This is a genomic window from Lachnoclostridium phytofermentans (genome assembly GCF_000733755.1).
GTDB lineage: Bacteria > Bacillota > Clostridia > Lachnospirales > Lachnospiraceae > Lachnoclostridium > Lachnoclostridium phytofermentans_A.
Genome location: NZ_JPOF01000007.1, coordinates 186622 through 200250, shown reverse-complemented (window position 1 = coordinate 200250; position 13629 = coordinate 186622). Strand labels below are relative to the sequence as shown.

At 33.3% G+C, this 13629-nt stretch carries 9 protein-coding genes and 1 pseudogene; all 10 read right to left on the bottom strand.

The features are described from left to right. Positions 1–2 precede the first annotated feature (2 nt). Positions 3–2156 carry an NHLP family bacteriocin export ABC transporter peptidase/permease/ATPase subunit gene (locus CC92_RS0116830; RefSeq protein ID WP_029501479.1) on the bottom strand — a complete coding sequence of 718 codons (2154 nt, stop codon included), beginning with the start codon at positions 2154–2156 and terminating at the stop codon, positions 3–5. Between the two features lie 181 nt (positions 2157–2337). Then, on the bottom strand, positions 2338–3141 hold the full coding sequence (locus CC92_RS0116825) for a biotin/lipoyl-binding protein (RefSeq protein WP_029501480.1): 804 nt from the start codon (positions 3139–3141) through the stop codon (positions 2338–2340). Positions 3142–3225: 84 nt separating this feature from the next. After that, positions 3226–3384 (bottom strand): hypothetical protein, encoded by a 159-nt coding sequence (locus CC92_RS22645; RefSeq protein WP_155998573.1) that lies wholly within the window; start codon positions 3382–3384, stop codon positions 3226–3228. Positions 3385–3515: 131 nt separating this feature from the next. Beyond that, positions 3516–4415 (bottom strand): LytR/AlgR family response regulator transcription factor, encoded by a 900-nt coding sequence (locus CC92_RS0116815; protein ID WP_029501481.1) that lies wholly within the window; start codon positions 4413–4415, stop codon positions 3516–3518. A gap of 8 nt (positions 4416–4423) precedes the next feature. Further along, positions 4424–4873, bottom strand: a complete 450-nt coding sequence (locus CC92_RS0116810) for an ATP-binding protein (protein ID WP_029501482.1) — start codon at positions 4871–4873, stop codon at positions 4424–4426. Positions 4874–5312: 439 nt separating this feature from the next. After that, positions 5313–6365 (bottom strand): helix-turn-helix domain-containing protein, encoded by a 1053-nt coding sequence (locus tag CC92_RS21870; protein WP_051650577.1) that lies wholly within the window; start codon positions 6363–6365, stop codon positions 5313–5315. A 342-nt stretch (positions 6366–6707) separates the two neighbouring features. Then, positions 6708–6920: pseudogene (locus tag CC92_RS23255) on the bottom strand (DUF2500 family protein); the annotation flags it as partial. Positions 6921–6978: 58 nt separating this feature from the next. Continuing rightward, positions 6979–8508, bottom strand: a complete 1530-nt coding sequence (gene cls, locus CC92_RS0116795) for a cardiolipin synthase (protein WP_029501484.1) — start codon at positions 8506–8508, stop codon at positions 6979–6981. Between the two features lie 334 nt (positions 8509–8842). Next, positions 8843–11011, bottom strand: a complete 2169-nt coding sequence (locus tag CC92_RS23250) for a glycosyl hydrolase (protein WP_051650578.1) — start codon at positions 11009–11011, stop codon at positions 8843–8845. A 602-nt stretch (positions 11012–11613) separates the two neighbouring features. Further along, positions 11614–13560: a cellulase family glycosylhydrolase gene (locus CC92_RS0116780; RefSeq protein WP_051650579.1), complete on the bottom strand. Its 1947-nt coding sequence runs from the start codon at positions 13558–13560 to the stop codon at positions 11614–11616. Positions 13561–13629: the final 69 nt, after the last annotated feature.

The following is a 13629-nucleotide window of genomic DNA, read 5'->3' as shown; positions in this document are numbered from 1 at the left end:
CATTATCCAAACAATTCTTTATATACTCCTTCCTGCACAATTAGTTCCTCATGATTTCCTCTTTGTAGCACTTCTCCTCTATGTATAACTAGTATTTCTTCGCAGTCTCTAATCGCACTTAACCTATGTGCTATGATTACACAAGTACAACCACGTCGTTTTATGTTATCAATAATTGTTTTTTCCGTTAACGAATCCAGAGCACTGGTAGCCTCATCCATGATAAGAATACTTGGATTTAAAACTAACGCCCTTGCTATCTCAAGCCTTTGCTTTTGACCACCACTTAAATTTCTACCACCTTCTTCCAGGTGGTATTCATATGCGCCTGGTTTTTGAGTAATAACATCATGGATCATCGCATCTTTTGCAGCTCGAATAATATCTTCATCGCGAATTGTTGTATTCCACATCGTTATATTTTCTTTAATCGTACCAGAGAATATCGAGATATCTTGGCTTACAGTTGCAACAGAGGTAGCAATAATCTCTCGTGGTATTTGTTCAATGTTGATATCATCAAATAATACTTCTCCATCCCATGGTCTATAAAGTCCACTCAGTAATTTTGCTATTGTGGACTTACCACTTCCTGAACCACCCACAAAAGCTATACTTCTGCCAGTTGGTAATTCAAAATGAAAATCAGTGATTAGTGGCGCTTCTAGACTAGAATATCCATAAGTGATTTTTTTTAACGTAATTTTACCAGCCAACTTTTGATTTAAAGGGAGTATCGGTAACCTAATCTTACTTTCCGTGGAGCCATATTTATAAATATCATCAACTCTCATTACATCTGCTTTCATTGTCTGTAAGCGCTCAACAAATCCAGTTATCTCACTGATTGGATCTAAAAATAGTGTTAGTAGGGTCTGATATGCTACTAATCCCCCTATTGTCATATTACCTTTTATCACCATAGTAGCACCAATAATCAATACAACAATACTACTAATCTGCCCTAATATATTAGGTATTACATTAAGGATTTTTTGTATTTTAGTGTTTTTTTGCTTACCTCTCATGTATTTGGAATAGTATCCCAAAACACGGCCTATGTATTTATTCTCCATTCCGGATGCTTTTAATGTTGATATTATACTTATCCCTGAATATAAAACCCCAATTAGTTTTCCTCTATCCTGTTGCACTTTTGTTATTGTTCTGCTAACAACTTTTGATGTTAACCTTATAATCATAAAGTTGATTATTGTAAAGAATGCACCTATCAGTGTTAATGGTACGCTATATTGAAATAATACGATGAAATAAAAAAATGCAATAACAATATTTAATATATTAGTAGCAAGTTCACCTGCCAGAAATTCATCAATACTATTACTGCTTTCTACTCGTTCTGTTAAATCGCCTGCAAACCTTTGATCAAAAAAGCTCATGGGATGCTGAAACATAAAATGTAAAAATGAGTATGCTGTTTTTAAGGTCATCTTTGTCTGAAGTCTTATTAAAATAATACTTCTATAAAATCTAAATCCCATCTGTACGGTAGCTAATATTAACATAATAGTTATAATAAGGGGAACAATTCCATAATTATTCGATAACACTACTTCATCAATTAAGAATTGAAACAACATAGGAATTAAGGTTCCAGGAATAACAAGAAAAAGTCCTGAAAGAAATAGATATAGAATATTCTTTTCATTTCCTTTTAATCTGACCTTTATTATATCCAAGTGTGATTTATCTTTTTTCTTACTTACCTTCGTGCCATCTGGAGTAATCTTTAAAACTACACCAGTAAAGCTTTCATCCAGTTCTTCAATCGTTATCTTTCTCTTACCCTCTGCCGGATCAGATAAATAAACATACTTTCCTCTTCTACCTTCATAAACAAGAAAATGGTTAAAATTCCAATGGATGATACAAGGAGGTTTTGTATTCAAAAGAGCGTCAAGACTCATCTTATAGCCACTAGCTTTAAACCCATATTTTTTAGCTCCTTGAAGAATTTTATTCGCTTTACACCCATCTCTGCTCACTCCGGTATCTACACGGGTTTGTTCAAGCGGTATATAAATACCGTAATATTGTAAAACCATGGATAGGGAAGCTGCTCCACATTCAGTAACTTCCATTTGATATACGATTGGAACATTTGCTCGTCGATGTCTTTTCTCTTTCTTCTCCATAATACAATCCTTCTCGTTCCTACATTTTAAACTTTTCATTCTGTTGCAATCGTTTCACTAACAAAACATGCCTGCTCAGTAGTCAGGATTACTCAGTCAAAAATATCCGAGTGAAAATTGCTTTTTATTTTACACTAACTTCATGTTTAACGACAGCAAGAATGCCCCTTGATAACATTTACTAATTAAAAATACTTTCTGCGGGTGTTTTTTCTTGAATAATAATTCGTATATTCGTTAATAAGTTATCCATTAATTCAATTTTTTCTCCTGCATTCGTAGACCATTGAAATCCACTTTTTGTATTATTACTTGTATCAAGCTTAATAATAATTTCTAGTAAAGACCCACTATTATGATGACTCATAAAATAATTCACTAAATTCCAATCACCCAACCTTCTGTACATCTCATCACTTGATACACCATATAATCCTATTTTATGTATAGTTCCTGTCATATGGCCTGTTTGAGCCTCATTTACTATATTAGGGACAACATTTACCTTCATTCCTTCCTGTAATTTACGCCCATCCTGTAATCCTATATATGCGATTACAATCTTATCTTTATCATTTACTTCTCTTATTTCCGCAAGTAAATCACCTTTTTGTATAAGTTGACCATATTCTATGTATAATTCATTTACTATTCCATTGTAATCAGATATTATTTTTTCATTTCCAATATAACCAATAATATCACCCTTACTAATCCTGTCTCCAACATCATAATAGATGCTCTTAACATAGTCCTGAGAATAGGAATAGATATTATTAATTTTTCCATCCCCAATATATATTCCATCCATCTTTATTTCGCTATATATTTTACCAGTGAATAAAAACATTAAGGCAGCAATCATTATGATTGCGACTCCTGACAAACAAAACCATGATGAAACCTTAGAAACGCCTATCATCTTATCTAATTGATCAACAGAAGATAACTTATCTAAGGATGATTTTCGAAAAATGTTATTCATACAAGATTCCTCTTTCTTACTTGATGCAGTAATAATATCTTGAGGATATTATTACTGCATCAAATAACAATTAAATTATGAAACTTAGTATGTATACATACCAGCTAAGGCTACCGCTCCGCCTTCTACACCTTCAATATCAGTTTCACTTAATTCACATTCTGCATTTTCAACCTTCTCTTCGCTTACCGGTTCTTGTTCTAAATTTTTCTCCATTTCTTCTGCAAGGTTTTGTTCTGACATAACTCATACCTTCCTTTCCTTTTTTTAGTACATCAAATGCTGTACTGATATAAATATTATAGAGAAATATTTAATGGTTCAAGCTATTTGCTTATTTGGTTAGATTTTTTTCCTATTCAGGAAAATCTAAATCACAATTCACGTTCATGGAATAATTCTGGATACAGAGTTGTTGGATTCCCTGCTTGTACCATTTCTAATTCACTTTGGTCCAAAAAATGATCCAACTCACTTATTTTATGTATTTTATCATACAATTCTCTAACTAATTTCCAATTATTTTTGCTTATATCAATATACATACCTTCATTTGTACCATTATCAACAATGGCATAATATCTTTGTAATGATATTATTTTTTTAATGTTAATCAGAAAACTTTGATGGCATTGAATAAAATACCGATTATCTAATCTGTATTTAAAAGAAGAAATCTTTTCTGCATAAAATAATGATTTTTCTTCAAAATCGATATCCTTATTTAACTCTAGCGATTTTGACAAGCGTTTTAATTCACCAATCTTATCAAAATAAATCTTAATTCCTCTTCTTGATACTTCTGCACATACAATATTGTTAATATCAATTCTATAGTTATTTGAATTCTTGTTTAAATAAATGTATTTTCCGATAAAATTGCATTGATAATCATAATATAATAAGTTTTTTATTACCTCTATATTGATTGGTTTGACCAGGTAATCTACAATTTTTATCTTACATCGATTGGTATCTGAGATATATTCATCGCCAATATATACAATGGAACTCTGTATCCCTATATTTCTTAAAAATGAAGCGAAAGATATTGCTATATTCTTAGGTTGTACTATATCAAGAAAAAATATATGTACCTTTTTCTTATGAACATAAACATAATTTGTAACATAATAAATATTATCAAAAGCACAAATGGAGTAATTTTTTATATGATACAAATTCATAATATCAGTTATTGCAGACTTTAACCCTTCAAGGAATTTTGTATCTTCACTATATAACAAAATTCTATAATCGATAATCACAGCCATCACCCATCTTATCTATATTTTTTATTAACCGTTATAATGTTGCATCCATCTTTATATTCGTACGATAAGTCTTCTGCATACGATTTCACTATATGTATTCCTAACCCACCCACTTTTCTTTCGGAAGCCATTCCAATTACGGAAGGTTCCTCTACTGTCAGTGGATTAAACGGTATCCCACCATCGATAAAAGAAAGATTAATTTCTTTCGATGACATATCAATTGTATAGGTTATGACTAATTTCCCCTCACCTTTCGGAAAAGAATAGTTCGAAATATTAGAAAATAATTCATCCGCTATAATGACAACCTTGTAATAAATATCTTTTGAACAGTTAATTAACTTTAACATATTATCAATAAAGTTCATTGCTTCCATAGAGTTTTCAATTTTGGCATCTAATGTTATTTTATCCGATATGAGTTTGATTTTATTTTTGCACATATCATTAACCAATGAATTCTCCCCTTTGATTTACATATTTTTACAGTTAAGAATAAGATTTTTCCTTTCTTATTATAGAAAATACTAAGTACTTCATAATAAGAAAAATTCTAGTTCATTAATTTTATAGTTATTGGATTTTACTACATGATTAATAAAAGAATTATTTAGATTTAATATCAATATATCATCCATTATTTGTAAATGCAAGTCATTTTTTATATATTACCAATTTTTTACTCTTGATATAAAATAGTATCTTTATCTACCCATTCTATATAATTATTTTGTATTCTTCTATTTATCAATATATATAATAAATAGTTACCATATCAAGTACTCTTTATAGATAATACAAAAACTGAATTAGCAAAAAGAAGCCATACCGCTAAATAGTGGTAAGACTTCTTTCTATTAACAATAAAAAGAAAACATAAGTTTAATATTTCTATTAATTAGAATCCCCCATCATCCTTCTTCTTAATCTCTCTATCTCTCTCCTTGGCTTTTCAACAGTCTCGCCAAATTCTATCTTCCATTCTTCACGAAGAAGTTTAATTTCATTCTCGTACTCTTTAATTGCAGATCTATAATCCCCAAGAATCTCATAGATATGTGCTATCGCCTCATAGTTATCTGTATATCGAGGTTTTGGCTGCAATTCACAAGCTTTTCTTAAATCTGGGATTGCTTCTTCATATCGAGCCAATTTTGCAAAATTGTGTCCTCTACAAGAGAAAGCAAGCCATTCGCTAGGATTTTCTTCCACCATCTGATTCCAACACTGAAATGCCTCTTGTGTTTTTCCTTCTAAATAATAAATCCTTCCTTCATATTGTTTTACCAAGTAGCAAGGGCGTACTTTTTTGAATTTTTCCAATTCTTCTCTAGCCTCATCCAAACGGTAATCCTCCAACAGATTATCCATCAAATACAGATATCCAGACCAGTAATTCGGGTTTTTCTTTGTAAACTCTTGATAGTATGAGATGAGACTATGATGATTCTTAAAGTTCCAGTCATCAATCGCGCCTTTCGATGCTTCTACTAAATTACAATGAGCATCTTTATTCTCTGCTACATAGCTTAACGATAATTTTGCACATTCTACTGCTTTTTCATGATCACTTGCTGCACGATGGTTATAGAGTTCAGAAAGTAGGCGGTACCCCTCTGCTATTTGTTTCTTTTCTTTTTTAGAGGTCTTCGTATACTCAGTAAGGAAACGCTCTGCATAAATAAAATCATCTTTACTAAGTACCCGCTCGTCCCAAAGCATATTTTGGATGCGTTCTAATTGTGACTCCTCCGACATTTCAAACAATTCGTCAATCGTTATGCCAAAGTAAATTGAGATTTCTGGTAACAGATTAATATCTGGCATCGTTTGCTCATTTTCCCATTTTGATACTGCTTGATAAGTAACTCCTAATTTTTCTGCTAATACTTCTTGTGTAACTCCTTTTTGTATACGTAAACTCTTTATCTTTTTTCCTAATTCCATATGAATCTCCATTCTGACGCATTTGCACCTTTATATATAGTTAACATAATGATACACAATCTGACTTAAAGATTGAATCTCATATTTTTGTTTTGCCGGCTATATAAGCATATCAATTCTTCTCATACCTTACAATAACTTATCCTAACAGTTCATTCAACTGGTGGTTGAGAAAAGTGTTGGGGCGATTCTGAGAGACTATGTGGAAGATATATTTATACATGATGATCTAGATAATTTCAACCTATTATATACTATCAAGTAAAAGGACGATTCGCGAACTTTTCCTTGTCATGAATAAAAAAGCGGTATCCCCTATCTATAAGGTGATACCGTTTCCTATTACTTTTTAAAATCATCACCAATAGAAACAAATCCTTTCGATTCGTCTCCATTCTGATGATATAATTTTTGATTCGAAAATCCGATTAGATTCTCTCCTTGATATTGTAATTTGCCTTCTTTTCCCTCATTCATTGTATCATACAACTTCTTTGGTACAAAAAAACTTAGATATTTTCCATTCTTTAACTGAAAATATAACTCATATCTCGTCCCATGACTTTTTTGTTATTTGTTTATTAATATAAATTAATCTTCTAAAAATATACACTTATAGTAACGGTGCAAATAATCTTAAAATCATTCTTAACAATCGTAGAAACCAGTTGCGATGTAATTCTTCTTTCGTTAATAATTTAGATTCTTCCAGTGCATTGATGACATCCTTTTTCACTTCTAGAACTGAATCTGTATTATAAAGGAAGACACCATTTTCAAAATGCAAATATAAACTACGAAAATCCATGTTAATACTACTAACGGTTGCAACCATATCATCACACACAAAACATTTGGAATGTAAGAAACCTGGCATATAATAGTATACTTTCACACCACCTTCCATCAATTCAAGGTAATAGGACTCAGCTAACCAGAAAACCATCTTACTATCAGAAACACTAGGAGTAATAATTCTTACGTCTACCCCCCGTTTTGCAGCTAAAGTTAAAGCAGTGACCATCTCATTATCAATGATTAAATATGGAGTAAATATATAAACATACTCAAGCGCAGCATGAATCATATTCAAATAAACATTCTCTCCTACTGTTTCGTTATCTAACGGTGTGTCACCATACGGTTGTACAAAACCCTTTACCTGATACTTCTTAGTATCGAATCGTGTCGGCATATATTTTTCAAAAGTTTCATCGGAATGCTTTAAACCATTCCAAGTAGTTAAAAACATAGCAGTTAAACTCCAAACCGCATCGCCTTTTATACGAATTCCTGCATCTTTCCAATATCCATAGCGATGAATGGCATTGATATATTCATCTGCTAAATTAATTCCACCAGTAAACGCTGTATGTCCATCAATCACTGTTAGTTTTCGATGATTTCGATGATTCATCGTAACTTTTAAGAAGGGAACTAATGGATTAAATGCCATGCATTCAATACCCATCTTGCGTAACTCTTTGTCATAATGAGCCGGTAACGTCATAAGACAGCCTACGTCATCATAAAGTACTCGAACAAGTACTCCACTCTCCACCTTTTCCTTTAACACCTCAAGTATGGTATTCCACATGGTGCCTTCTTCAATAATAAAATACTCTAAGAAAATATAATGCTTTGCACTCTTTATAGCATCTAATAAATCTGGGAAATTAGCTTCTCCAGAGGAATAGTAGGTTGTTTCTGTATTCTCATAGATAGGGAATCCTGCAGTGTCTGCTAAATATGCTACTTGGCTTGCTACACTCTTTGATTCCTTTATAATCTTTTGACGCACATTTACGTCTTGTGTTAACAAAGGTTTTATTCTTTCTTCCGATTCTTGGAACTTTTTTTGCAAGTGTTTACTTGGTTTACTCTCATATAATAGAATATACATAAGTCCACCTAATAGTGGAAAACACAAAATCGGTATTACCCATGCCAACTTATTTACAGGATTTTCTCGCTTACTCACCAAATACAGAACAGCAATCACACTAATAAGTTTTAGGGACAAATTTATAACAACAGAATACTCTGTTAGATACTTCATAAAACCTAAAAACCAGAGGATTTGTATTCCTATTAACAATCCTACAATTACGATTCGACTACCTATCTTTTTAAAAAATCTCATTCCTATCTCCTTAGTAAAAATAACCTTATGTACGCTTATATCTAATTAATTCAAAGCCTTCTACTTTCCTATAGTAATCTACTGGATTAGACAGTAAAGTAACCACATAAGAAGAATAAAAAACATTCTAACATTATTTTATCACAAATAGCCTTTTTTACAATATGGTTTTTACATTATTTTACTAACTTTTATAAAAAAGGTCCTTTGCTTCGTACGTTAAACATAGTAAGCAAAAGACCTTTCCATTATGATTTCTTAAAAATCACATTATATTTGTTTTTATTATTTATGATAATAAAAAAGCTGATATATTCATCCATTTTTCTTTCCACTACGGCTCCACACCAAGTACCACTTTCCCATTATAATACACTACAACCTTGGTATTATCTCCATAGGAATGATCATTCTCTTGGTTATATAGACTCCAGTCATTCTTAGTAAACCTAATATTGACCATTAGAGTAGAATCTGCTGATAGCTTATCCGTTGTATTTAACGTCACATCAAGATAGGAATCTGCTTTCGTTTTTGGAACCGCCATTGATTGGAAGGTTCCGGTAACCACTGTATTATATGTGGCATACCATGGAGCCTTGTTTAACTGTACTGCAGCTGTATCACAGTAAAAGTTCTCCTTCACAGTTCCCTCCTTCGTATAATAATAACGAATTACTAACTTGGATAAGTCAATATCGCTTCCTTTTTCATGCTTAATCTTATAATTTGCATTGATCGTATTTGTTGAAACATTCGTATTCCCTGTATTGGTTAAAGTTAAAGTGAAATTCCCAGGAATCGGCGTTACGGTTGGTGTTACTGTAGGTGTAACCGTCGGTGTCACTGTTGGCGTTATTGTAGGTGTAACTGTAGGAGTTACTGTTGGGGTTACTGTTGGGGTTACTGTTGGGGTCACCGTCGGAGTTACTGTTGGAGTTACTGTTGGTGTCACCGTCGGCGTTGTTCCATTAAAATTTGGAAGTTCGTCTAAGGTTATAACTTCACTACTGTTATAAACCTTATTCACCATAGTAGCCTCGGTATAGGTTCCATTTAAGTTACCTGAAGAATCAATAAGGAAATCTCCATACCACACAGCAAACCATAACCAGAAAGTATTGTCTCTCGTCATTAACGCTGGATCAAGCATTACACCATTTTCACTAAGAGCCGCCATCTTATTTCCGCTAGCATAATTTACCGTTTTCTTAAATTGAGCAGTCTGTGCACTATAATTACGATTATCTGCATAAATATCAGTACTTACAATATCACAATATGCATCACCTGGATACCAAGCAGCATCCTGTCCATTCCATACCCATATTAAGTTGTTTAATTTATGATAATTAGTCTGGCGATCAAACATTAATCGATATAACCAAAGATAAGGATCTTTTCCTGCTGCTCCCCACCAGAACCATCCACCACTCGCTTCATGGAGTGGTCTCCAAAGAACAGTAACACCTGCGTTCTCTAATTGCTTTAGATAACCAGAGATTGCATCAATATCACGTACCATCAGATAACATTCTTCTGATATCTTACCCGCATCATACAGAGCTTTTACATCTGCCAAAGGTAATCTACTAATATTCTCCGTTGTTACGGCTTTGGATAAATCAAAGGTTGTCTTATTGGTATAGAAGGATGCGCCACCTTTTGGAGCATGCCAATGCCACTGAAAGGTCGTGAGGCCTCCTTTTTTATCCCAATCAAGCGCTAAATCAACTTCACCTGTGGAGTGCCAGTCACTTGCAGGAGAACAAAAGATTAAATCAAGCATACGAATTGCAGGATATTTACCAGTTGTTTTATAAATAGTTTCAATTTCAGTACTAGCGTTTAACGTGCAAGACTGACCTGATAATGTCTTTTTCCCATAGATACTCTTAAGGTATGCCATAATATTTTTTGTTTTTTGATTAGCATTCGGATTCACTAGAGTAGAAGTTGCTTTTTGATAAATAGAGCTATCTACACTACTACCTGCCTCTATTAAAATGTAATCAAAATCAAACCATCCCCAAGATTCCTTAACGGATAAAGTGATCGTACCTGCCTCTAAATATACACTTTCGATGACAGTATCTCCCCACTTACTATCACCTGTACTATAAATAATTCCAGCTTGTGTTCCATTAATATAAAGATAATTTTCTTTATAACTGTCTGCAGCACTTCTGATTGTGAAGGTGTAGTGACCAGTTGTTGGAATCACTACAGATGTTGACCAAGAATTATTACTACTTTGATTAAACCCTGTAGCATATCCAGTCCCACTATACCCAAGTCTTGTACTAGCTGTCGTAACAGCACCAGTCATCGTACCATTCTCTGCCTCTAATTTCGTCGTAAATCTCTCAGCAGCTTGTACTTTGGTACCGCTTTTTGCACCTGTCATTAACCCCATAGGTCCAGGTACACTAGTAAATAGCAAGGCTACAGCAACCCATAAAGATACAGCCATTGCAATTACTCTCTTTTTACCTCTTATCATTATAATACCCTCCTTGATTTTTTTACACTCGGAAATTCAAAAAAATCAAAACTATCGGCTTATGTAAGAAGAACTTCTATTTTAAAGGAAAAGTACAAACCAGATTTGCTCTGATATTAATCTTTTCCGAGAGTACTGCTTCACAGTCTATTGCAATTACTATTTTTTCCTACTTGAATTATATCGGACATGCCAATATTTGACAATATTAATTTTAGACAAAATTAGACGGACTTTTTGTATAATATCTTCATTTTGTTTGATAAATTGTTATTATTTATTACTATATTACAAGATTCTCACTCTTGCAGTGATTATTTACCGTGTATTGAATTTTATAGTGTAGCAGTCAAAAGCGAGTTTTCTACTTTATATTATCTTCATTAAGTAGGAAACTCGCTTGGTATGTACAAATATTTCAATTAAATATTTTACTCATAGCTAATTTAGTATTGCTACTTATCTAAGAGCTACTTTATTAATAGTTCCCTTCTCTATTTAGCACTTTATCTATCAGCTACTTTATCTTTATCCAAGTACTTTTTAAAGAGCCACTTTATTAAGATTGCTTTCTCTTAAATCTACTTCTATACCTTCCTATACTACTTCTTAACCACTAATTTCTGTCCAATCTGTATGAAATCTGGATTTTTAATACTATCTTTATTCCATTGATATAATTTAGTCCATTCGCTTCCTTTTCCTAGAAGTTTCTTTGCTATCTTCCAAAGGCTGTCACCCTTTTGTACAGTATAAGCTTCTTCCTTTTCTGGATTTTCTTTCTCCGTATCTTCTTTCTCTGGTTCCGTTACTTCCGTTTCCTCATCGTCAACACCAGTATTGACATCTTTTGCAAAGGTAACCTTATCACCTTCGATTGTAAATTGGGTTTTTGCTGTTGTACCATTTTGGAAATGTAAGGTTACAATAACAGTACTATCCTCAGCTTCACTAAAAAACTTATCCGTAAACTTTACGGTTCCTGCTTTATAATCTACTGAGAAAGCATAATCATATTCCTTATAACTAGTCCAGTTTTGAGGGCCAACACCACTTCCATCCTCTTTGACTGCTTCCAACGTAGAAAGTACATTACCATTAAACTCAACTGGTATTACATAACCAGACTTATCACCACTGCCTTCTAAAACAACTGGAGCCTTACAGTAATTTAAATAAAGCATCCAATCAGCTCCATCAGAAAATACTAAGCGAAGTTTCGCGACTTCCCCATATTCACCAGAAACTATACTCTTCACAAATGTTGACTTTAAGATAAATTTATTCGGAGTAGAAACATAATCTTTTGCATTAGTTAATAATTCGTCGCCGTAATATACTTCCTTTAGCTTATTTCCATTGAGAGTTAAGTTTAAGAGTATATTCTTGTTCAAAGAGTCCTCGGTAAGAAATACTCGATCTGTTTCTGTATAAGAAGAGCGTCCTGTTAAGGAAGCTTTGATCGTATCATATAAAGATTGATCACCCCAAACATATTCCGTACGACTCATATGCTGTCCATTATCCCAAAGCATTAGCGGGATATTGGTTTTATTGGAGTAGTAGTTTATGTAATCAAAGTATTTTAATACTTCACCATGTTCAATTGCATTTAACGACTTATCAAATCCAAGTAACCCATACTCACCACAAATCACACCAATACCATTCTTAGTAAACGTATTGTAAACACGGTTAAATGCTGCTTCTAATTCCTTCACTACAGTTGCATCCATAGTAGTTGTTCCTGCTATGTTAGTACTAAATGGCCAATATCCATAATAGTGGAATGTAGCAATGATATTTTCATCCTTTAATTCCTTCATCATACTATAAAGGGCATCACATCTGCTCTGAGAATCATTCGTATTGAGTGTAGGTAATACTAACATACGAGTTCCATTCTTACCACCAGAATTTCTTACAATATCATAAAATGCTTGATTCACTTCATCATTGATTTCTAATTGCCTTGCCTCATCTCCACTCCAAAATTGTGGCTCATTTAATGATTCAAAACAAAGCTTGTCTGGATAATCTTTAAAATAATCTGCAAGCTGAGTCCATATCGCTTTGTAACGAACTATCGATGCACCGCCATCCCAGTCTGCTCCAATTGCAGCTGCCCAGTTCCAAGAATCATGATGAAGATTTATCATAACATAAAGTCCTTCCTCTAATGCCCAGTTCACAACTTCTGCATATCTAGCAAGGAATACTTCATCCAGTTTATAGTCTGGTGCTTCTCCAGTCCTCATAACACTTGTAAATGGTATTCTGATACTGTTAAATCCCTGTTCCTTTATTGTTGCGATTAACTCCTTTGTAACCTTAGGATTCCCCCATGACTCTTCGCCTCTGTCTCCGCCAGTATCGAATCCATCGAACGTATTTCCCAGATTCCATCCAGGGTTCATGGCATTAACATAAGCTTGCGATGTACTGACCGTTTCTTCCTCTGCTTTCACAGTTAATCTTGATCCACCTAGTCCCGTAAAAACTAGTGCTGCACATAAGCTAGCTGCTACAATCTTTTTCCAAATCCTCATAATGTAAACCCTCCGTTAATATTATGATAGTTACCATAATTATTATAATTAGAGTTTTACTCTCTGAAT